The sequence below is a fragment of the Aeromonas sp. QDB11 genome (genome assembly GCF_027705265.1).
Taxonomy (GTDB): Bacteria; Pseudomonadota; Gammaproteobacteria; order Enterobacterales; family Aeromonadaceae; genus Aeromonas; species Aeromonas allosaccharophila.
On the sequence record NZ_JAPDBM010000013.1, the window covers coordinates 45,587 to 67,334 of the forward strand.

Annotated in this window: 23 protein-coding genes; 10 read left to right on the plus strand and 13 right to left on the minus strand. The window is 60.3% G+C overall.

The window, feature by feature from the left end:
• The first annotated feature begins 146 nt into the window (after positions 1-146).
• The gene (locus OKC40_RS06460) at positions 147-869 is read left to right on the plus strand and encodes a lipopolysaccharide kinase InaA family protein (RefSeq protein ID WP_270794530.1); all 723 of its coding nucleotides are present in this window, start codon (positions 147-149) and stop codon (positions 867-869) included.
• Positions 870-915: 46 nt separating this feature from the next.
• On the opposite strand, the gene gshA is transcribed toward OKC40_RS06460, so the two are convergent.
• From gshA to OKC40_RS06480, 4 genes are all read right to left on the minus strand, one after another.
• Positions 916-2,514, minus strand: coding sequence for a glutamate--cysteine ligase (gene gshA, locus OKC40_RS06465; protein WP_270794531.1), 1,599 nt, complete (start codon positions 2,512-2,514; stop codon positions 916-918).
• Positions 2,515-2,575: 61 nt separating this feature from the next.
• On the minus strand, positions 2,576-5,389 hold the full coding sequence (locus OKC40_RS06470; RefSeq protein WP_270794533.1) for a M16 family metallopeptidase: 2,814 nt from the start codon (positions 5,387-5,389) through the stop codon (positions 2,576-2,578).
• A 27-nt stretch (positions 5,390-5,416) separates the two neighbouring features.
• On the minus strand, positions 5,417-5,854 hold the full coding sequence (locus OKC40_RS06475; protein ID WP_005340498.1) for a YqaA family protein: 438 nt from the start codon (positions 5,852-5,854) through the stop codon (positions 5,417-5,419).
• Positions 5,851-6,828, minus strand: a complete 978-nt coding sequence (locus OKC40_RS06480) for an NADP-dependent oxidoreductase (RefSeq protein WP_270794535.1) — start codon at positions 6,826-6,828, stop codon at positions 5,851-5,853. The genes OKC40_RS06475 and OKC40_RS06480 overlap by 4 nt, the downstream gene beginning before the upstream one ends.
• A 56-nt stretch (positions 6,829-6,884) precedes the next feature.
• On the opposite strand from OKC40_RS06480, the gene OKC40_RS06485 reads away from it, so the two are divergent.
• A complete protein-coding gene (locus tag OKC40_RS06485; protein ID WP_005308905.1) occupies positions 6,885-7,052 on the plus strand; it encodes a hypothetical protein in 168 nt (55 codons plus the stop codon).
• Positions 7,053-7,106: 54 nt separating this feature from the next.
• Here OKC40_RS06485 and OKC40_RS06490 read toward each other — a convergent pair whose 3' ends face one another.
• Entirely contained in the window at positions 7,107-8,117 is a 1,011-nt protein-coding gene (locus tag OKC40_RS06490; RefSeq protein ID WP_139707681.1) for a Preprotein translocase subunit SecY, read from the minus strand.
• A gap of 255 nt (positions 8,118-8,372) precedes the next feature.
• Here OKC40_RS06490 and OKC40_RS06495 point away from each other — a divergent pair, with 255 nt between their 5' ends.
• Positions 8,373-8,669: a hypothetical protein gene (locus OKC40_RS06495; protein ID WP_111807709.1), complete on the plus strand. Its 297-nt coding sequence runs from the start codon at positions 8,373-8,375 to the stop codon at positions 8,667-8,669.
• Positions 8,670-8,709: 40 nt separating this feature from the next.
• Positions 8,710-9,036 (plus strand): hypothetical protein, encoded by a 327-nt coding sequence (locus tag OKC40_RS06500; RefSeq protein ID WP_082034798.1) that lies wholly within the window; start codon positions 8,710-8,712, stop codon positions 9,034-9,036.
• Positions 9,037-9,084: 48 nt separating this feature from the next.
• Here OKC40_RS06500 and OKC40_RS06505 read toward each other — a convergent pair whose 3' ends face one another.
• The 4 genes from OKC40_RS06505 to rpsF all read right to left on the minus strand — a co-directional run bounded on the left by OKC40_RS06505 (position 9,085) and on the right by rpsF (position 11,073).
• The gene (locus OKC40_RS06505; RefSeq protein ID WP_139707683.1) at positions 9,085-9,828 is read right to left on the minus strand and encodes a ferredoxin--NADP reductase; all 744 of its coding nucleotides are present in this window, start codon (positions 9,826-9,828) and stop codon (positions 9,085-9,087) included.
• Positions 9,829-9,929: 101 nt separating this feature from the next.
• A complete protein-coding gene (gene rplI, locus OKC40_RS06510) occupies positions 9,930-10,376 on the minus strand; it encodes a 50S ribosomal protein L9 (protein WP_042063007.1) in 447 nt (148 codons plus the stop codon).
• A gap of 49 nt (positions 10,377-10,425) precedes the next feature.
• Positions 10,426-10,656, minus strand: coding sequence for a 30S ribosomal protein S18 (rpsR, locus tag OKC40_RS06515; protein WP_005313392.1), 231 nt, complete (start codon positions 10,654-10,656; stop codon positions 10,426-10,428).
• A 30-nt stretch (positions 10,657-10,686) separates the two neighbouring features.
• A complete protein-coding gene (rpsF, locus tag OKC40_RS06520) occupies positions 10,687-11,073 on the minus strand; it encodes a 30S ribosomal protein S6 (RefSeq protein WP_033135470.1) in 387 nt (128 codons plus the stop codon).
• 237 nt (positions 11,074-11,310) lie between these two features.
• Between rpsF and OKC40_RS06525 the strand changes: the two genes are divergently transcribed.
• From OKC40_RS06525 to OKC40_RS06535, 3 genes are all read left to right on the plus strand, one after another.
• The gene (locus OKC40_RS06525) at positions 11,311-12,534 is read left to right on the plus strand and encodes an Nramp family divalent metal transporter (RefSeq protein WP_182938784.1); all 1,224 of its coding nucleotides are present in this window, start codon (positions 11,311-11,313) and stop codon (positions 12,532-12,534) included.
• Positions 12,535-12,643: 109 nt separating this feature from the next.
• Positions 12,644-13,501: a hypothetical protein gene (locus OKC40_RS06530; RefSeq protein ID WP_270794536.1), complete on the plus strand. Its 858-nt coding sequence runs from the start codon at positions 12,644-12,646 to the stop codon at positions 13,499-13,501.
• Positions 13,502-13,666: 165 nt separating this feature from the next.
• Complete coding sequence (locus OKC40_RS06535; RefSeq protein WP_270794537.1) at positions 13,667-14,110, plus strand: PACE efflux transporter; 444 nt, start codon at positions 13,667-13,669, stop codon at positions 14,108-14,110.
• Positions 14,111-14,252: 142 nt separating this feature from the next.
• On the opposite strand, the gene OKC40_RS06540 is transcribed toward OKC40_RS06535, so the two are convergent.
• Positions 14,253-14,525, minus strand: coding sequence for an HU family DNA-binding protein (locus tag OKC40_RS06540; RefSeq protein ID WP_033135475.1), 273 nt, complete (start codon positions 14,523-14,525; stop codon positions 14,253-14,255).
• A 330-nt stretch (positions 14,526-14,855) separates the two neighbouring features.
• Between OKC40_RS06540 and OKC40_RS06545 the strand changes: the two genes are divergently transcribed.
• Positions 14,856-15,338 carry an Rsd/AlgQ family anti-sigma factor gene (locus OKC40_RS06545; protein WP_042063003.1) on the plus strand — a complete coding sequence of 161 codons (483 nt, stop codon included), beginning with the start codon at positions 14,856-14,858 and terminating at the stop codon, positions 15,336-15,338.
• Between the two features lie 100 nt (positions 15,339-15,438).
• Positions 15,439-15,819, plus strand: a complete 381-nt coding sequence (locus OKC40_RS06550; protein WP_042063002.1) for a PilZ domain-containing protein — start codon at positions 15,439-15,441, stop codon at positions 15,817-15,819.
• A 79-nt stretch (positions 15,820-15,898) separates the two neighbouring features.
• Here the strand turns inward: OKC40_RS06550 and radA are convergent, their stop codons facing one another.
• Positions 15,899-17,266, minus strand: coding sequence for a DNA repair protein RadA (gene radA / locus OKC40_RS06555; protein WP_270794539.1), 1,368 nt, complete (start codon positions 17,264-17,266; stop codon positions 15,899-15,901).
• Between the two features lie 100 nt (positions 17,267-17,366).
• On the opposite strand from radA, the gene OKC40_RS06560 reads away from it, so the two are divergent.
• Positions 17,367-19,745, plus strand: a complete 2,379-nt coding sequence (locus tag OKC40_RS06560) for a PilZ domain-containing protein (protein ID WP_270794540.1) — start codon at positions 17,367-17,369, stop codon at positions 19,743-19,745.
• Positions 19,746-19,800: 55 nt separating this feature from the next.
• Here the strand turns inward: OKC40_RS06560 and OKC40_RS06565 are convergent, their stop codons facing one another.
• Positions 19,801-20,706: an alpha/beta fold hydrolase gene (locus OKC40_RS06565; RefSeq protein WP_270794542.1), complete on the minus strand. Its 906-nt coding sequence runs from the start codon at positions 20,704-20,706 to the stop codon at positions 19,801-19,803.
• 28 nt (positions 20,707-20,734) lie between these two features.
• Complete coding sequence (gene serB / locus OKC40_RS06570; protein WP_270794543.1) at positions 20,735-21,745, minus strand: phosphoserine phosphatase SerB; 1,011 nt, start codon at positions 21,743-21,745, stop codon at positions 20,735-20,737.
• Positions 21,746-21,748 lie beyond the last annotated feature (3 nt).

Consider the following 21,748-nt stretch of genomic DNA (forward strand, 5'->3'; position numbering starts at 1 on the left):
TGCGTCCTCCTCAAAAAAGCCGTCCCCTCCCGGGATGGCTTTTTTGTTGCTCATTCAGCCTCGGTCAGCAAGGGGGGCATAAAGTGGTTCAGATATTCATCATCCCTCATGGATGATATTCACCCCCCCATTTGACGCCCGATGCCATGACGCTGACCACTCTCGACTTGCACGGCAAGAAACGCTATTACCTGCTGCTCCACGACGAGCTCGGTCTGGATCACTGGGCCCTGCAACAGAGCGAGCTGACCCGCAGGCTGGAGTCCATTGCCAGCAGCCAATTCTGGCTACATCCCGCCAGCAACAGCCTGTGCAAGATAGTGCCAGACAAGTACCCGCGCTGGAGCCTTGGCTGGTGGCGTCGGGATCTGCTCGGCAAGCGTCTGGTGGGTCATATCGATGCACTGCGCGAGTGGCAGAGTAATCGTCGTCTGCGCAAGGCCGGGCTACAGGTGGTTCCCTGCAAGGCCGCCGGGATCGCCCTCAACCCGCTCAATCCCCATGCCTCTTTTCTGGCAGTGCACTACCTGGCGGAGCACTGCTCCGGCGAACACTACTTCAAACAGGCAGGGGAGAACGATCGCCTGGCCCTGCTGCATCGGCTCGCCCAGGATCTCTATCACCTGGCAAAGCACGGTTACTATCATCGGGATCTTCATCTGGGCAACCTGATGCTATCCCCTGTCGGCAATATCGTCTGGATCGATACCCATGTGCGCCGACTGCCCAGCAATCTGGAGCGGCTGCGCCAGACATTTTTAGACTCACTAGAGCCAAAAAAATTGTTCGGGCAGTTCTACCGGGATTATCTGCTAGCCCAACTGCGCCGTCTGGCTGGTCTGCCTCAGCCACAATCCATAAAGCCTTAACCAATAAAAAAGCCGCTCATCGAGCGGCTTGCAGCAGCGGATCCCGTCAGGCCGGGGTCTTGCTGGTCCCGAAGTAATCGGCCAGGAAGTCGTCAAACGACACGCTGTCGCTGCGCTCGCGTTCGCGCTGCTTGGCCAGCGAATCCTTCGCCTCACCGGCAAAGTAGGCCTCATCCCAGTACTGCAGCTCCCCTGCCAGCAGCTCCTCGCGATAGCGGGTCGCCAGCTTGTCGCCATAGCAGCCGTTGTCCTTGCCGCTCTCCAGCAACTCCTTGAGCATGCGGGCGGAATAGGTGAGCTCGGGGTTGAGCAGCTTCTCGCGGTGCATCGCCAGCGTCTCGCGATAGCGGTTGCGGCCACAGCAGCGATCCAGCAAGTCGGCCACCTGAGCCAGCTCGTCAAACAGTTTGAGGCCGTACTCTTTGAGGCCAATGGCATTGCCCTGCTCATCTTCAAGCGTCAGGCCGGGACGACGCCCTTCCAGCACCACCTTGTTCTGGTTGCGGCGGTTGCGGGCAATCTCCTCGTCACTCAGCACCGGAGAGGGGCGCAGCAGGCACCAGACCAGGAACAGATCGAAGAAGCGGATCTGGTCGGCATCGATGCCGAGAGGGGTGAAGGGGTTGACGTCCACGGTGCGCAGCTCGATGTATTCGATGCCGCGCTGCTCCAGCGCATCCGAGGGCTTCTCGCCGCTGCGCGGGGTACGCTTGGGCCGGATCGGAGCATACAGCTCATTCTCCAGCTGCAGCACGTTGTCGTTGAGCTGGCGATACTCCCCATTCACCTTGACCCCGATCTTGGCGAACTCGGGATCATGGGTATTGATGGCGCGGCGCAGACTGCTGACATAGGCCGGCAGGTTGTCGTGGCTGATCTTGAGCCCCGCCTGGGAGCTGTTGGTATAGCCCAGATCGGAGAGACGCAGCGCGGTGGCGTAAGGCAGATAGAGGGTGCCCTTGCCGGTCTTCTCGAACGGCAGGTTGCTCTGGCGCCCTTTGAGGAAGGATTCGCAGATGGCCGGCGAGGCACCGAACAGGTAGGGCACCAGCCAGCCGAAGCGGTAGACGTTGCGAATAAGCCCCATGTACTTGTCGGAGATAAAGCGCTGGCTGCAGCACCCTTCGCACACCAGATCCTGCCACTCGCTCCAGAAGCTGTCTGGCATGGAGAAGTTGAAGTGCACCCCGGCGATCACCTGCATCAGGCTGCCGTAGCGGTTCTTCAAGCCCTGACGGTAGAGAGTCTTCATCTTGCCGATATTGGAGCTGCCGTACTGGGCCAGCCGGATGCTCTCTTCCCCGCCGACGAAGCAGGGCATGGAGAGCGGCCAAATCCGCTCGTCACCCAGATGCTGAATCACATGGTGATGGATGTCGCCGAGCTGCTCCATCAGGCTGTCGATGGAGTCGGTGGCCGGGGTGATGAACTCCAGCAGGCTCTCCGAGTAGTCGGTGGTGATATTGGGATGGGTCAGGGCCGAGCCCAGCGCCCGTGGATGGTCACTCTGGGCGAGTCGGCCATCCGGCGTGATGCGCAGGCATTCACGCTCGATCCCGCGCCGGATCCCCTTGAGCGCGGTGAGGCGCTCCGGTGATCCCAACGCATTCAGCAACTCGGTGAGCGACAAGCTTGTTGTAGTCATATTCACGGCTCATGTGAGGCCGCCCCATCCGGGGCGGCTCTTGATTTTTATAAAGCGTCAGTTACGGCAACTGCAGCGGATAGATGGGAAGATGAAGCTCCTTCAGGAGTTTTTCAAGCTTTTGCTTGTCTCCCACCACCACGATCACCATGTCGGCCGGATTGAGCCAACGGGCGGCACTGGCTTTCAGCACCTCGGGCGACACCGTCTTGATGAGGTTGTTCTGGGCCTGAACATAGTCCGGTTTCAGGTCATACATCACCATCTGCAGCAGGAAGCCCGCCTTCTGGCCCAAGGTCTCGTAAGAGAGAGCATCCTGCTGGGAGACAGCGCTGCGCATATAGGCCAGCTCGACCGGGGTCGGGCCGCTCTTGCGGTAGTTGTCCATCTCCTTGAGGAACTGGCGGATGGCATCCACGGTCGCATCGGCCCGCACATTGGCGCCGGTGGCGAAGGTGCCCACCTCGCGGTTGGCGGAGAAACCGGAGCTGGCGCCGTAGGTGTAGCCCTTGTCTTCCCGCAGGTTGAGGTTGATGCGGCTGTTGAAGTTGCCACCCAGGTTGAAGTTCATCAGCCCGGCGGTGAAGTAGTCACCCGTGGTATCGAACGGCATGGCGCGACGACCGATACGGATCACCGACTGGGGTGCTCCCGGCTTGTCGACCAGATAGATGCCCGGCTTGGCCTGCTCACCCTTGAGCTTGAGATCCCCCAGAGTCGGCGTGGCCCCCTTCCACTCGGTCAGGAAGCCAAGTTGCTCCTCGATCTGCTTCTGGTCCACATCACCGACCACCACCACTTTGGCGTTGGTGGGGTTGTAGTAGGCCTGATAGAAGTGCTTCACGTCCGCCAGGGTCAGCTTGGCCACATCAGCCGCTACCCCGTCGGTAGGTTGACCGAGGCGGTTCTGCTTGCCGTAGACCAGCTCGCGGAACGCCTGCCCGGCCAGCCACTCGGGCTGCTGCTGGGCCTGCTGCATCCCTTGCAGCAGCTGCGCCTTGACCCGCTCGAAGTCCGCCTCCCGCATGCCCGGACGCTCCAGCACCTCGCGCACCAGCGCCAGCGTCTGGGGCAACTTGTCCGCCAGAGAGCTGACGGTGATCAGGTTGTTGTACTGGGCGCTGGAGACATCGATGGAAGAGCCCAGCTTTTGCAGCTCGTCGCTGAGCTGAGCCTCGGTCAGGCGCACCGTGCCCTGCCCCATCATGGCGGCGGTCAGATTGGCCAGCCCCAGTTGCCCCTTATCTTCGGCACGAATGCCGCCCGGCAGGGCGATCATGATGGAGACGGCGGGGATCTCGTCACTTTTGGTGCCAATAATCTCGATGTTCTTGTCGAGCTTGCCGTGCCAGATGGCGGGCACCTTGACGCTCACCGCCTCGCTCGCCTTGGGCTGCACGCTGCGATCGAAATTGTCTTTTACCGGTCGTTCGGCCAGCGCCTCATCATGCTTGCTGTAATCCGGCAGCTCGCGCTTGGCGGGGGTAAAGTTCGGGGTGGCGACCTGCCACTCGGTCTTGCCCTTGGGCACCACGCTCAGCACCACCGCAGGCTTGCCGGCGATGAACTGGTCGTAGGCGGCTTTCACCTGCTCCGGGGTCACCTTGCCGATGGCATCGAGGGTCTTGAACACATAGTTGGGATCCTGGGTAAACACCTGACCCATGGCGAGCTGGCTCACCTTGCCGGAGACGCTGTCCAGACCCCAAATGGCGGAGGCACGGTACTTGGCGATCGCCTTCTCCAGATCTTCCGGCTTGAGACCGCGCTGGGCAAACTCGCCGATCACCTTGTCCACCTCCCCCTTGAGGGTCTTGAGGCTGCCATCCTGCGACGGGTTGGGATAGGCGTAGACGGTCAGGGTACAGGCCAGCTCTTCACAGTAATGGGACGCCCCCACATCGATCGCCTTGCCGGTTTTCACCAGCGACTGGTAGAGCATGGAGCTGGCCGAGCCGCCGAGCACGTCGGCAAACATGTCGAGCGCTGGCTCCTGCGGATCGCCAAGGGAGACGGTGGGGTAGCTGATATAGAGCAGCGGCAGGTGCACCTTGTCCTGCAGCGTCACGTAGCGGGTCTCGGGCAGAGTCACCGGCTTTGGCGTCGGCTCGGCCACATCCGGGCCGCGCGGGATGGCGCCGAAGTACTGCTCAATCCACGCGAGGGCCTGCTTGCTGTCAAAGTCGCCGCCCAGAGTCAGGGTGGCGTTGTTGGGGCCATACCAGCGCAGGAAGAACTGCTTGAGGTCGTTCACATCGACCCGATCGAGATCTTCCACGTAACCGATCGGCTGCCAGGAGTAGGGGTGAGTGCGCGGATAGAGCGCCTCCCCCACCTTCTCGCTCACCAGCCCGTATGGCTGGTTATCGACCCGCTGGGCCCGCTCGTTCTTGACGGTGGCACGCTGGATCTCGAACTTCTTCTGGCTCACCGCATCGAGCAGGAAGCCCATCCGATCCGCCTCCAGCCAGAGCACTTTTTCCAGCTGGTTGGCAGGCACAGTCTCGTAGTAGTTGGTGCGGTCCTTGTTGGTGGTGCCGTTCATGTCGCCACCGGCCTCGTTGATGATCCGCATATGCTCCTGATCACCGACGTGTTTCGAGCCCTGGAACATCATGTGCTCGAAGAAGTGGGCGAAACCGGACTTGCCGACCGTCTCGCGGGATGAGCCGACGTGATAGGTCACATCGAGGTGCACCAGCGGATCGGAGCGGTCGGGGGCCAGGATCACGGTCAGGCCGTTGTCCAGCTTGTACATCTGGTAGGGGATGGCGAGCTTGCCCTCCTCCTTGCCCTGTTCGGCGATCAGGGTCGGTGCCGCCAGCACCGGCAGGGTGAAGCCCAGCAGAATCGTTAAAGGTATGACTTTGTTCACGGTAACCTCGTGAGTGACAAAAACAGGCTAGAAAATGTGACTGGCCAGCAGAAAAACCAGGGCATAACGGAACAATTTGCCGAGCCCGATCAGGATGAGAGAGCGCCAGAAAGAGAGGCGCAGCCAACCGGCCAACAGACAGAGACCATCACCGACCACCGGCGTCCAGGCAAGCAGCAGACACCAGTGACCATGTTGTTTGAGCCAGCCTAAGGCTTTTTGTTCCCCACGGCCTTGAAAATCTTCCGGTTTCTTCTTGAAGGTGGCGAGCCAGCCGAGCCACCAGGTGGTCATGGAGCCGAGGGTATTGCCCAGCGTCGCCCACAGCAGCAGGCTCGCCATGCTCCACTCCCCCTTGGCTGCCATGGCCCCCAGCAGCACTTCGGAGCTACCGGGCAGCAGAGTGGCAGAGGTAAAGGCGCTTAAAAAGAGCCACCCCAGCCCCATCTCGGTAATGCCATTCATCCGGGCAGGCCGTCGGCCGCAGGCATCCGCAGCAACAGCTTGCCACGCACATGGCCCCCTTCGATGGCCTGGTGGGCCAGCGATCCCTCGGCCAGAGCGAACTCACCGGCGAGGGTGACCTTCACCTCCCCCTGACGCAGCAGCATCAACATCTGACTCAACTGCTTCTGATCGGGGTGCACCAGCATGCCGATCACTTCGATACCCGCCGCAGCTCCAGCATCCTTGATCAGCTGAGCAGTAATGGTGGGCACCGTCACCAGACGGCCATCCGGCTTGACGCAGGCGAGCGCCGCCTTGCCGCTCTCGCCGCCCACCAGATCCAGCACCAGATCGACCTGACCGGCCTCTGCCACCACCCGTGCTGGCCAGTTTGCGTCGTGGTAGTCCACCATCCAGCGCGCCCCCAGAGCGTGCAGGAAGCCATGGTTGTCCGGGCTGGCTGTGGCCACCACCTCGGCGCCATAAGCGCTGGCAAACTGCACCGCCAGATGGCCGACGCCACCGGCACCGGCGAGGATCAACACCCGCTGGCCGCTCTGGAGGGCGCCGTGCTCAAGCAGCCCTTGCCAGGCGGTGAGACCGGCCAGCGGCAGCGCCGCCCCCTGCTGCAGGCTCACCCCGTCGAGTTTGACCAGCTCGCTCTCGCTTGCCACCACAGACTCCCCGTAGCCACCGGCGGTGAGGGGAAACCCAACCATGCCGCACACCCGATCCCCTTCGACCAGCGAGGTCACGCCGAGGCCCACCTTCTCCACCACGCCGGAGACGTCATAACCCGGCGTCCAGGGCAGCTTGTCCTTGTTCTGGGCCGCCGCCCAGCCAAGACCAGCGCGGGTTTTGGCATCGATGGGGTTGACCCCCGCAAAGCAGATGCGCACCCGCACTTCGCCATCGGCTGGCACCTTATCGAGGGAAGGGTTGAGCTTGAGTACCGAGGGGTCACCGAATGCGGTAATCTGTAGTTGCGTCATTGCACAATCCATCCTGTTGATTGATCAAGGGTTAACAGAATAACAGCGAGGACACCATGGCTCGAATGTTTCTTATTCCTCTGTTGCTGGCACTGGGGTGGTGGGCGTTTCTGCTCTACTTCCGCATCCCGCTCAAACAGGGGGCCAAGGGGTTTTACTGGATAATCGGCATCGGTGGCGGACTGGCCGCCTTCCTCAGCCTGATGATGGTGCTGACTCACTGAGTGCCACAACCACTTTATAACGACAAAGGCCACCGCATTCCGGTGGCCTTCTCATTATCCGGGTTGCTGCTCCAGCGCCGGATTGAGGTAGTAGTGGCGATTACTCCCCTGCCCCAGTACCCCTTGCGACAGCAGATGGTGGAACACCCGATCCACCTCCTCCAGCGAGAGTGACAGCGCCTGCGCCACCGAGCGCTTGCTGCACTTGAGCTCACCGCTCACCAGCGCACCGCGCACCTGCGCCAGCATCTCGGGGGCGGGCTCGGGGGGCATCATGGGTTCGTGCTGGGCCGCCATCGCCAGTGCTTCCTGCGCCTCAAGGCGGGCTTGCTCCTGCTGCCAGCGCCACATCCGGCGAAAGCGGTTCTCCTCTCCGATCAGGCTGACGAAGAAGGCGCCGAACACGTCGAGCAGCACCGAGAGGAAGCAGACCAGCAGGAACTGCACCTGACTGATGCTCATCCCCACCCCGTCCGCCAGACTGCTCATCAGCCCCAGCATGGAGGATTGTTCGTTGACCGGCCTGGCATCGCGCTGCTGGCGCAGCTCATCCTGCTGCAAGCGCAGCTTGGTGTTGGCGTGCTGCAACGAGGAGACGCCGCTGGAGATGCGCTCCAGCTCGATATATTTGCGGGCCGCCTCTTCGTTGAGCTGGATCTGCCGCTCGATGCTGGCGATCTGCTCGTCGAAGCGAGCAAGCTCCCGCTCGTGGCGCGCCTGCTGGCTCAGTACCGTGTTGGTGGCGCTGTTAATGCCGCCGATACTGCCGCCAATGGAGATGGCCGCCAGCACGCTGTAGAACAGCAGCGACCAGAAAGCGCCGCCCAGATCCCGCCGCGCCTTGCGCTCACCGTACTCGTACCAGACGTAAAACTTGCCCAGTTCGAAGATGATGGCCAGCCCGCCAAACAGCCACTTCATCAGCGGATTGTCATCGATGGAGAGGAACAGCAGCAGGGAGAAGATGATGGAGGCCAGAATGGCCAACCCGGTGAAACTGTATACCGTCGTCAGAGCAAACCACCCCTTGGGGTAGCGCAGCGCGGAGGAGTCCTGTGTGGTCATGATGAAGGGGTGTGCTGTGCAGGAAAAGTTGGCTGCCGATTATAGTCGTCGAGCCCGCGTAGAGAAGGGCAAATGACTGAATTCCTTCAGATTGACAACCAGCTGCCCAGAGTGCGACCAAAACGGACAAATCGGCAGCAGAAACGCGATACAATCCCCTCCTGACTTAATCGAATGGTGAGATGCACTACGGTTCCGCTCGGGTTCAGCCCCGATCAGTAGACTCATCCACCGTTGCAATTATCCGAGGCCATCATGAACAGTAAGACCACTTTGCTACTCTCCCTTCTTCTGATTACCGGCAGCGCCGCTGCGACACAGCAATATCAAGAGAGCAGTGGCTCCGAATTCTCCGTCGATGAGCTTAAATTCAATCTGGACTGGGATGACAAGCAGTTCGGCTGGACCCAGAACGACTGCCTCGATCTGGGGATCGGCGAAACCGCTCCGGCCGACTGCAAGGCGGTCAAATTCAATCTGGAAGATGAAGAGAACCGCAATCAGCCACCCAGCACCAACCAGCTCTCCGCCCCTCAGGGTAATAACCAGTAATGTCATGGAGTATTGCAATATGAGCGCACCGACCAGAACCATGCTGAACAAAAACGCCCTGCTGCTCTCCCTGCTGATGGCGCACGGTATCGCTGTTGCAGCCCCGCCCAACAAGAGTGGTGATGGTATCAAGATCTCCGGCGATGATATCAAGCTCAATCTCGACTGGGATGACAAAGAGTACGACTGGTGGCAGGACAACTGCCTGGATCTTGGCATTGGCGACAGCCGGATCAAGCTCAACTGCGACAAGATGGATGGCAAGTACCGGGATCACTACAACCGCAGTATCCACAGCGGCAATAACCCGGGACAGGGTCACGACAAACACCATGACAAGAACAAGGGCAACGGCAAGAAAAACTGACCCCCGGTTTGTATGCAGCAGGGGCTTGATGCCCCTGTGCTTGTTGTTTTACCAGTAATTCTCCGCACTGATATTGCCCGGCGCCCGCCGCAGATTCTTGGCCAACCCCAGCGCCAGCAAGGTCTGCTGGGTCTCTTTCACCATCTCCGGGTTGCCACAGATCAGCACCTGACTCCGTTCGGGTGCAAAATCCAACCCTACTCGCGCCTGCAACCGACCTTCGGCGATGGCAGCCGGGATCCGCCCTGCCATCGCGTCGGGCCATGGCTCGCGGCTGACAAAGGGGACATAGCGAAAGCACTCGCCATGCTGCTCGGCAAAGCTGGCGATCAAAGCCTGATAGCTCAGCTCTTCGCCTTTGCGCACCCCGTGTACCAGTACCAGATTCTCGAAACGGTTGAAGGCCTCGCCATCGGCCAGCATGGAGAGGAAAGGGCCGATGGCAGTGCCGGTCGAGAGCAGCCAGAGATCGCGCCCGGCGGGCACCTCATCGAGCGTCAGGAAGCCGGTCGCCTGGGATTGCACCAGCAGGGTATCACCGGCTTGCAGCGAGCCGAGCGAGGGGGTCAGTTCACCGCTCGGGATCTCGACCAGATAGAACTCGTGGTATGGCGCAGAGGGAGGATTGACGAAGGAGTAGGCGCGCTGAATGCGGCGATCGCCCTGCTCGAGGGCCAGCTTGGTGAATTGACCTGCCTTATAGGGGGCCAGATCGGCCGCTACGCGCAGGGAGAACAGGGTGGGTGTCCATTCGATGCGTTCGATGACGCGACCTTCGACCCAGGCTGCCATAAGGATCTCCTCCAGTGGAACAGACCTTCACTCTACCCCCGGGCCCCAAAATAAAAAACCCGCGCAAGAGCGCGGGTTTTTTCTGCAAAAGCGAATCGCTATTACAGGGCAACAACCTGGATCTGTACGGTTGCTTTAACGTCAGCGTGCAGCTGAACGGCAACTTCGTACTCACCGGTGTTACGCAGAACGTTGCCCATACGGACTTCGCTCTTGGCAACAGCAACACCAGCAGCAGTGATGGCTTCAGCCACGTCACGGGTACCGATGGAACCGAACAGCTTGCCTTCGTCGCCAGATTTGGAGGCGATAACAACGGCAGCCAGTTCGGCCAGCTTGGCAGCGCGCTCTTCAGCGGCAGCTTTACCGGCAGCCAGTTTGGCTTCCAGTTCAGCACGGCGAGCATCGAAAGATTCGATGTTAGCCTTGGTAGCCATAACAGCTTTGCCTTGCGGGATCAGATAGTTACGGGCGTAGCCAGCTTTAACAGCGACTTGATCACCCAGACCGCCCAGTTTGGCGATTTTGTCGAGCAGGATAACTTGCATTACCTTTCCTCTAGAGAAGTTGAGTTAGGCTTAAGTGCCGGACCGATTCTTACTTGTTGTGCAGATCGGTGTACGGCAGCAGAGCCAGGTAACGAGCACGCTTGATGGCGCGTGCCAGCTGACGCTGATACTTGGCGCGGGTACCGGTGATACGGCTCGGTACGATCTTGCCAGATTCAGTGACGTAGTTTTTCAGAGTAACGATATCTTTGTAGTCGATCTCGGTAACGTTCTCGGCGGTGAAGCGGCAGAACTTACGACGACGGAAATAACGTGCCATGGCCTTTATCCTCTATTCAGTGATCCAGAATTACTCTTCGGAAGCAGCTTCAGTAGCTTCTTCACGGCGCTCGTCGTCACGACGGACAAAACGCTCTTCCTTGGCCTTGGCCATCGGAGAAACTTCAGTCACAGCGTGCTTGGTGCGCATGATCATGTTGCGGATAACGGCATCGTTGAAGCGGAAGTTGGTTTCCAGCTCATCGATAACGGCTTGCTCTGCTTCTACGTTCATCAGAACGTAGTGGGCTTTGTGCAGTTTGTCGATCGGGTAAGCCAGCTGACGACGGCCCCAATCTTCCAGGCGATGAATGGTGCCACCGGAGGTGGTGATAGCGCCGGTGTAACGCTCGATCATGCCGGGTACTTGCTCGCTCTGGTCCGGATGAACCATGAAGACGATTTCGTAATGACGCATTTTAGCTCCTTACGGATTAATTCAGCCTCCGCCCGGGTGCAGCCAGACCTCGGAGGCAAGGAACATAAAGGTGTTTAGTCGCTGCTTTTCTAGGGCGGCATATTGTACAAAATCACATCCTTCACTGCAACTGACTGCCTCAAATGTTTTTCCCGATGGAAATGATACAAAAGACCAATTGATAATAATTATCATTTAGATCTATTCTCTCTCCATATCCTTATGGAGGGTGATGCCATGCAACCCGCACTGACGACAACGATCCCGGCCCGCAAATTCAAACTGACCCTGCTCGGGCCTGCCTTTATCGCCGCCATCGGTTACATCGATCCGGGCAACTTCGCCACCAATATCCAGGCGGGCTCTACCTTCGGCTACCAGCTACTGTGGGTGGTGGTGTGGGCGAACCTGATGGCCATGGTGGTGCAGACCCTCTCGGCCAAGCTCGGCATCGTCACCGGCAAGAATCTGGCGGAGCACATTCGCGACCGACTGCCGAAGCCGGCGGTGTGGGCCTACTGGGTGCAGGCAGAGATCATCGCCATAGCCACCGATCTCGCCGAATTCATTGGCGCCGCAGTAGGCTTCAAGCTGCTGCTTGGCGTCACCCTGCTGGAGGGGGCCTGCATCACCGCCGTGGTGACCTGGGGGATCCTGATGTTGCAATCCCGCGGCCAGAAACCGCTGGAGTTCGTAGTCGGTGGCCTGCTGCTGTTCGTTGCGGCAGCCTACATCGTTGAGCTGATCTTCTCCCGCCCCCATCTGCCCAGCCTGCTGGAGGGCGCCCTCTTCCCCGGCCTGCCCAACAGCGATGCCGTCTATCTGGCCGCCGGGGTGCTCGGTGCCACCGTGATGCCCCACGTCATCTACCTGCACTCGGCACTGACCCAGCACACGCAGGATCAGGGCTCGGTCAGCCAGCGGCTGCACACCACCCGGGTCGATGTGGCGATTGCCATGACCATCGCAGGCTTCGTCAATCTGGCGATGATGGCGATGGCGGCTGCAGCGTTCCACAGTTCGGGCCACCAGCAGGTTGCGGAGCTGGAATCTGCCTACCAGACCCTCACCCCGCTGCTGGGTCAGGCGGCTGCCACCCTGTTTGGCCTCTCTCTGGTCGCCTCCGGCATCAGCTCTACTGTGGTGGGCACCCTGGCCGGGCAAGTGGTGATGCAGGGCTTTGTCCGCTTTACCATCCCACTCTGGCTGCGTCGCGCAATCACCATGGCTCCCGCCTTCGTGGTGATCGCCATGGGGCTCAACACCACCGACATTCTGGTGCTGAGTCAGGTGGTCCTGAGCTTTGGTATCGCACTGGCCCTCATTCCGCTGTTGATGCTGACCGGCGATCGGGCGCTGATGGGGGAACATCGCAACCACCCCGTCACCCAGGCGGTAGGCCGCCTTATCGTCGCGCTGGTGATCGGCCTCAACGCCTACCTGCTGGTTGCCATGATCTAGCAAACCGTCAAGCAACAGAGGGGCTCATTAACGCTGGTTAATGAGCCCCTTCGCACTTTGGCGTATGCTGCCGCTTTCTCTTCTCATTTCTCGTTGCGGGAGCCTTGCCATGGAACATACTCGATCCAGCTTCGTGCTGGGCCATCATCAGGAGCAGGCCAGCGTGGTCTGCTGCCAGCGCGGTGATACCACGCTGCTGGTCACCGACCTCACCCCCTTTCATCCCCAGAGCCATCTCTGGCCCGATCAGCCGGGGGATGTGGGCCATGTTCGCTGGGAAGGGGGCGAAGCCACGATTGGCCCTTGCCGGATGGGAGCCATCAGCCCGGATGGCGAGCTGTTTGTCGATACTGCCATTCCGGTCAAACGGGGCGCAGAAGGGTGGCGTTTCGTGGTGGTCCATCCGCTGACCGGTGACCACACACTGGCCGCCGGCAGCCTGGTCGAGTTGCAAGTGGATAGCGCTGCCCGCCACGCCCTGAGTCTGGGCCATAGCGGCTGCCATCTGGCCGCGCTGGCACTCAATCGGGTACTTATCCCCTACTGGCGCAAGGAGGTAAGCGAGCGTGATGCGCTGGGCCAACCCGACTTCGACCGCCTTGCCATCCAGAGTTCACGGGTCGAGCCCATGGGCTCACGCGAGCAGTACCGCATCGGCAAGAGCCTGCGCAAGAAGGGGGTCAACAGCGAAGCGCTGCTGGCGGATCTGGCGCTGATTGAAGAGAAGATCAATCAGCAACTGGCCGACTGGATCGCCGCCGGGGGCGAGATCCGCCGTAGCCGCGCTGGTGAGGCAATCATCGATTCCCGCTACTGGCACTGCACGCTGGAAGGCCAGGAGGTGACCATCCCCTGTGGCGGCACCCATGTCGCCTCGCTCGCCGAGTTGGGAGAGGTCAGGGTAGAGCTCACTCAAGTGGAAGAGGGCTTTGCCATGCTGACCCGGGTCACGCCAACCGGCGCCTGAGTCGCAGACTTCACCACCTGGGGTAAACACTCAGATTTGGCAATAGAGAAGTACCGCAAAGAGGGGGCATCATCATGCCCCCTCAACACCAGCCATGACGGGCCGGGGTGCTTCTCTTTTAACCGCTCCCTGATTAGAATGCGCCTCCCACAGGAGGCACATCACATGAGTAGTACCCAACTGCGCACCACCCCGGATCGACTTCGTTATCTGGTTCTCTACGAAGGCATCGGGCTGGCGCTGGTCGCACCGCTGATCAGCCAACTGTTCGGTCAGAGCGTCGCAGAGGTCGGTTCGCTGGCCATCTTCTTCTCCATCGTCGCCACCGCCTGGACCTACGGCTGGAACCTGTTGTTCGACAAGGGGTTGCTCAAACTTTGCGGGCGCACCAACAAGCGCCCCCTCGACCGCTTCCTGCACGCATTTGGCTATGAGGCGAGCTTTATGATGCTCTCCCTCCCCTGCGTCATGTTCTGGCTCGATCTGGGAGTGTGGGACGCCCTGATGCTGGATCTCGGCTTCGTCGCCTTCTACCTCGTCTACATCATGCTCTTTACCTGGGCCTATGAGCGGATCTGGCCGCTGCCATCCCGCCCGCAGACGGCATGAATCCTCAGCCACAGCAAGGCTGACAGAAGGAACTGGCACAGCAGGAAAAGTCAGGAAGAACTAATAGGAAGGATGGGAGAACCCCATAAAAACAATGCCAGTCAGCAAGCTGACTGGCATTGGACAAAACAGACTTTCGGACTTACTTGACGGCGTCTTTCAGAGCCTTGCCAGCCACGAATGAAGGCACGTTGGCAGCAGCAATCTGGATCTCGTTACCAGTTTGCGGGTTACGACCGGTGCGGCCTGCGCGGTGGGTGACCTTGAAGGTGCCAAAACCGACCAGTTGCACAGCATCGCCTTCTTTCAAGCTCTGGGTAATACCATTGATGATCTCTTCCAGAGCCACTTTGGCCTGAGCTTTGCTCAGATCTGCTTTGGCGGCAATCGCATCGACAAGTTGAGCTTTGTTCATAACATTTCCTTTATGATCGGGCATTTAGCGCTGGGTCACTCTATGCAAAAAAAAACGCACAGGCAAAGCCTTTATCGAGCCGAACGCGTCAAACGCTGGGGTTTTCATCAAGATCTGCGGAAATAGTCACATTCCACACCAGAAAAACCGCGGACCGGCCTGAAAGCTGCAGGCATGGGGAAACGATAGAGAGCCTATTTCTTCGTCACTTAACAATATCCCGGCATGGCTATTGACGCTTGGTCAGATTTTCCCTAGTTATAGGTAATGTCACTGCTCAAACGGCTCGGAAGCCCATCAAACGCCCAGCCTTTGCCCCACGGAGGGATTATGTTGACGAAACTGGAACAGACCAAACAGGCGCTGGCTGGCAAGCATAAGGCTATCGATGACTGGCTGGATGCAAGGCAAGCCTTGCTGGTCGAGTATATGCGGCTGGCAGGCCTCACCCCGGCCCGCACCAAGCAGCGCAACCTGCCAAAAACGGAAGAGCTGCAGCACTTTTGCGAAAAGCTGGTCGACTATGTCAGCGCAGGTCATTTCGAGATCTACCACCATGTGGTCACCGCCTTCGAGCAAGCCAGCGGCGAAACGCTGGAGCTGGCCAAGCGCATCTATCCCCACATTCGTACCAGCACCGAATTCGCTCTCGAGTTCAATGACAAATACAGTGATGCCGACGAAGCACAATTGCTGCTGCTGGATGACGATCTCAACGAGCTGGGCCCGGTACTGGAAGAGCGCTTCAAACAGGAAGATCGTCTGGTCAAGGCGCTCCATGTGGTGGAATCCTTGACTACCCAGCAAGCCTGAACGCCATTTTCGGAGCAAGTTCAAGATACTGGCAACCAAGGTGGATTACACTCAGAGCAATGACCCTAGCGTCCACACTTATTGCATACAGGAGATGAGCATGTCTGAGCGCCGCCGTTTTGCACGGATCCTCTACTTGACCATGGCAGAACTAACTCAGGGGGAACAGAAGTGGCAGACTCAGCTGGTCGATGTCTCCTTGCAGGGAGCCCTGTTGATCCGCCCCGACGACTGGGAGAGTCGTGACAACAAGGAGTACCAACTCAGCTTTGTGCTAAGCGGTAGCGATATCGAGATCAAGATGCAGGTCGAGCTGACCCACGAGGCCAGCAAGAAGCTGGGTTTCTATTGCCACCACATCGACATCGACAGCGCCACCCACCTCAAGCGGATGATCGAGCTCAACGTCGGCGACGAAGAGCTGCTCCACCGCGAGCTGGAGCAACTGCTGAGCGAGCATCTGGAACATAGCCAACCCTGATAGCAGGTCCCGCCCCGTAAAAAGAGCGCCGAGGCGCTCTTTTTCGTGGTTCTGCTCTCGCGATTGCAATGCGGGACGATTACAGCGCCTCGAGTGCCTCGGACAGCTTCTTGACCGGCACCACTTCCATCCCTTCGATGGGGTGTTTGGGGGCATTGGCGTGCGGCACGATGGCGCGACTGAAGCCGTGCTTGGCCGCCTCCTGCAACCGCTCCTGACCGGACGGCACCGGGCGAATTTCACCGGAAAGACCCACTTCGCCGAACACCACCAGATCCTTGGGCAGTGCCTGATCCCGGAAGCTGGAAACCATCGCCAGCAGCAGCGCCAGATCCGCACTGGTCTCCTCGACCTTGACCCCGCCGACCACGTTGATGAAGACATCCTGATCCGCCATCTGCAGCCCGCCGTGACGGTGCAGCACCGCCAGCAGCATGGCGAGTCGGTTGTGATCCATCCCCACCGCCACCCGGCGCGGGTTGGAGAGCTGGGAGTAGTCCACCAGCGCCTGCAACTCCACCAGCAGCGGCCGGGTTCCCTCCCAGATCACCATGACGATGGAGCCGGGCGCCTGCTCCTGACCCCGACTGAGGAAGATGGCGGAGGGGTTGCTCACCTCGCGCATCCCCTGCTCGGTCATGGCAAAGACTCCCAGCTCGTTGACCGCCCCAAAGCGGTTCTTGTGGGAGCGCAAAGTCCGAAAACGGGAATCATGGCCGCCATCGAGCAACACAGAACAGTCGATGCAGTGCTCCAGAACCTTGGGGCCCGCCAGACTGCCATCCTTGGTCACGTGGCCCACCATGAAGATGGCCACATGGTTCTGCTTGGCGTAGCGGGTCAGCAGCGCTGCCGCCTCACGCACCTGTGAGACCGAACCGGGGGATGATTGCACATCCGCCACATGCATCACCTGAATGGAGTCGATCACCATGATCTGCGGCTGCTCCTGCTGGGCAATCAGGCAGATCTGCTCGACGCTGGTTTCGGAGAGCATTCGCAGCTTGTCGGTGGGCAACCCGAGGCGGTTGGCCCGCATCGCTACCTGCTGGAGCGACTCCTCGCCGGTGACATAGAGGGTTTTCATCCGTTCAGCCAGACCACACATGGTCTGCAGCAGCAGGGTCGACTTGCCCGCCCCCGGGTTGCCGCCGATCAGAATGGCCGAACCGGGCACCACGCCACCGCCAAGCACCCGATCCAGCTCCTTGAAACCTGAGGTAAAACGGGGGATTTCGGTGGTGGCGATCTCTGCCAGTGTTTGTACCTGACTGCCGACCGCGCCGGCATAACCGGTGTATCGGGCACTCTTGCCAGCGGGGCTCACCGACCCGAGACGCACCTCGGTGATGGTATTCCACTCCTTGCACTCGCTGCATTGACCTTGCCAGCGTGTGAAGTCGGCACCACATTCGGAACAAACATAAGCAGTTTTATTTTTGGCCATTGATAACTCGGGGACAGGATGAATTCCTGCTTGATATACTTGTTTGCGACCGACAGATCAAACCCAGAATCGGAAAAGTGACTTTCCGTGGCAGGAACACATGGATTCAGAACACCAGCAACATCTGATTGAACAACTCGTCCCCTTGTTGCGGGAGAAAGATTTCGACGAGATCTTCAACCGCATGACCCAAGCGGAAAATAGCAACAGCCGTTTTCTGATCAAGATGGAGCTCAAGCGCAAGTGCTCCCCCTGCCGCAGGGTCATCGACATGCGCGATGAGCTGGGGGATGAGTGCCTGGTGCATGAATTCGACGGCATCACCCACTTCATGCCTGCCGAGGCGATCGGCCTGTTTCAGTCCCAATGCTATCTCTACCGCGATATCTATACTCTCGGCGTCTACGAGGCGCTGCAACAGTGGCAAAAACAGCACCACCACGCCCGCGTGGATGGTCAGCTCTCTCCCCCGGCCAGCCCCTTCCGGCAATATGACGTCAATACTATCGCCTTTGCCAGCTACTACGGCCGCCGTCAGGAACGGATGCACTTCAGCTCGCCGGTGCTGATCAAGCTTCGGGACGGGGAGAAACTGTTCGCCAAGAGTTCCGATCTCTCGCTGGGGGGCATGCGGGTCTCGGTCCCCTATCTGCCCAACTACCACACCGGCGCCCAGGTAGAGGTTTTCTTTACCGGGCTGGAGCGGGACACCCCCAATCCGGTGCTGCACCAACCGGTCGGCTACCAGATCCTCGGCGAAGAGAGCAAAGAGGGAAAATACTGGCTGAGACTGGTGCGCTCCGGCGAGCAGCCCGCCTTCGATGCCTTCCTCAGCGACTTTATCGAGGCCAACAAGATCCGCTATCGGGTCAGCGTCGACTACCTGCTCTCCGCCGCCATCATCAAGGGGTATGAGCAGTTCTACCTGCCGCGGATGACCGGCATGCCGCTCTTCTTCGGCACCGGCGACAGCCCCAACCTCGAGATCGCCCTGCGTACCGAGAACAACCAGCACCTGCTGGAGTATTGGCGCGACGAAAAGAACCGCGATGCCCTCGCGGGCCTCTTCAACGCCGAGCGGATGAAACGGCTCTGCCCGGCCCCCGGCACCACCACCGAGGCCATCATCTACTGCTTTACCCACACGGTGCGCAGCCATATCTACTTCTTCTCCGCGACCGCCGAGGAGCTGCGCCAGAGTGGCCTTACCGCCCTCTTCTTCCAGGTGGGCTCGCGCCGCCCCAGCTGGCGCGTCTACAAATTCTCGCTGGAGGCGTGCGATTTGGTCGAGGCAGATGTGGGCCAACTGCAGGGGCAGGACAACCCGCAGTTGCAAGATATCCTGCTGCTCGAGCGGCTCAAGCAGATCGGCTACTGCGGCCTGCTACAGGAGATAGGCCAGGAGTCCCAGCGGGAAGAGTTCCATCAGGAAGGGGTCAGCAACAATGCCAACGAGCTGCAGCGCTTTGGCCACGAACAGGGCGTCGCCCCGTTCGAGCTCGAAACCCTGCACTATGTCCAGTTGCGCAAGGAGCTGCGCTACATCCACAAGACGGCGGTCGCCATCCACCACAATGGCAAATCCTGGATCGGCTGGACCCGCGACATCTCGACTCACGGCCTGCAAATCGAGCTGGAAGAGGCCTTCGTCGGCGAGAAAAATGATGTGGTGACTATCGCCCTACCCCGCTTGCAGGAGCTCTCCAAGAGCATGGATCTGCAGCACCTCTCCTACCGGCTGGTCAGCCTCAACATGACCCGCACCGTGCTGCACCTCTGCATCGAGGGGGATTCAGATCGCCACACCGGCCGCCAATTCTTCAGCCTGCTGATCGAGAGCAACCAGAACAAGCTCAAGGCGGCCCAGGAGCAGCGCCGCTATCGTGGGCTGGCGCGCGCACTGCGCAACATCTACACCCATCACCTGTTCAACTCGCCGGTCTACGTCAACAAGCTGAAAGGGGCGCCCAAACCCGCCTCCATCGGCAAGTCCCTGCAACCGCGCAGTCTGCAGCGGCTGCTGCAAGCCTGTGCCGAGCTGCCGGAGCAGGAGAACCTCTACCCGCTGTTTCAGGGGGAGCTGCTCAAGGAGCTGCTGATGAACCCGCTGCGCGCCATCGAGCGGGAGGACAAACCGAGAGAAGACGAGGTCTACATCGCCAGCATCCAGACCAAGGCAGGCCTGCCCATCTTCAACAGCCGACTGGCCAGCAGCTTTGTCAGCAGCAAGGAGAAGCGCCAGTTCATCGAACTGGCACAACAACAGGGAGAGTTCTACTCGGTACTGGTCGGTATCTCCCGCACCGGGCGGCCCGACACCAACTTCATCGCCAACGAGCTGGACTACATAGCCAAGTTCGCCATCCACAAGGCCAAAAAGCTGGAAGAGGAGCTGTGGAGCGTGGTGGGTGTCGGCGAGCTGACCGATACTACCCGGGCCACCCTGTTCCGCTTTGGCATCACGCCGCCGCTGAACTGAACATCCCGCCCCCCCCCCCAAATGAAACAGAGCGCACGATGCGCCCTGTTTCTTGTCATGCCGCCTGTGGATTGAGCAGCCAGTCAAGGATCTGGGGGAAGTGATCCTCCTGCGCCTGCGGGGCGGTCAGCATGTTGATGTGGTCATAATCGAGGCGGTTACCATTATCCCGCCCCAGACGGGTGTGGCGGGTGGCCGAGCCCATCTCGGCGCTGAAACGGCGCACATCGGTCGGATGCCCCAGCACCTTGTCTGCTTTGGCCGAAATCATCCAGAGTGGCGGCCAGTTGACCCGTACTGCCGCCTCGTCATAGGCAAAACCGTCGTAGGGATCCTGCCAGGGGCCGCACTTGACCCAGGGGATGGTCTCCTGCAGATAGCGCAGCGGCTCGTCGTCAGCCCCGATCTTCAGATTGCGAGCCGCCAGAAAACCGCGGCGGAGGGCCAGCCAGGGGGCCAACCGGTTCCAGATCAGATCCACCTTCAGCCAGCGCTCGGGATTGTGCACCGATACTCCGCGCTTGGTACCAAAGAACAGCAGGCTGGCCACCTGATCTGCCAACTCGGGGAAACGCACCAGAGTCGAGGCCATGATGACACCGCCCCAGGAGTGGGCCACCCAGTGCACCTTGAAGCCGCCATGGCGCGCGGCAATCCAGCGGTGCAGGGCGGGCAGATCCTCGGTGATCAGTTCGTGCTGACCGTGCTCCGCCTGCTCGGCGATGGCCGGAGTGCTGAGCCCCCGCCCCCGCAAATCAGCCACATAGACCTGATAGCCGTGGCGGGCCAGAAAGCAGGCCAGCCCCTTGCCAGATTCGGTGTAGAAGATCCGGCCGTTCTCGATGGCGCCGTGCACCATCAGGATCGGGTCGCCATGCACGGCGACCCGGGGTTTGATGTGGCGAACATGCAGTTGATGGGCGCCACAGGGGATAAACAGAGACTGCTGCAACAATTCCATTTTTATGGGTTTCCTCCTTGAAACACGATCAGCGCTGGTCCCAACCTCGCTCGCTGCAGGCCCGTGCCGCCAACAGGCAGATCACCCCTTCCAGATCGTGATGATTGAGGGTGGCCGCCGCCTGCGCCCGCACCAGCGGTTTGGCGTGAATGGCGATGCCAAGCCCGGCCACCCCCATCATCTTGAGATCGTTGGCGCCATCACCGATGGCCACGGTCTGGGCGGCAGCAATACCATACTCCTGCGCCAACTGCAGCAACACCTCGGCCTTGACGCTGGCATCGACGATGCGCCCGCTCACCTCGCCGCTCAACTGACCCCCTTCCACCGCCAGCTCGTTGGCGAAGATGGCGTCGAGCCCAAGTGCCTGCTGCAGCTCACCGGCAAAACGGGTAAAACCACCGGAGGCGATGGCCACCTTCCAACCCGCCCCTTTGAGGGTATCGACCATCAACTGCAAGCCGGGCATCCACGGCATGTTGGCGGCCACCTCATCGAGAATAGTGACCGGCGCCCCTGCCAACAGGGCCACCCGATTGCGCAGGCTGTCGGAGAACTCCAGCTTGCCCTGCATGGCCGCGGCCGTTACCGCCGCCACCTGCTCCCCCACCCCGGCAAGGCAGGCAATCTCGTCGATACACTCGATGCGGATCGCGGTGGAATCCATGTCCATCACCAACAGGCCGGGCTCGCTCAGGGTCGGAAGCGCGGGCAAATGACAGAGATCGATCTCCCACTCACCGCCCTTGAGCTCGGCTACCAGCTCGGGGGAGAAGCGATCGCAGCCAAACAGCAGCAGCGGCACGCCCGCCACCTCGGTGGGAGGATAGAGGGTGGCCGCCAGCCCCTGCGCGGCCAACAGTGGCGACAGCCGCGCCAGATGGGATGCGCCCAGCCCCTTGCCAAACAGCACCAGCCAGCCGTCTGCCTGCGGGGTCTCTGTCGGCTGCAACGCATCTGCGCTGAGCTGCCAGCAGGGTGCGCCGGACAACAACGCGGGCCAATCGGATAACTGAGGGGGGAGCCGGGACAACAACATAAG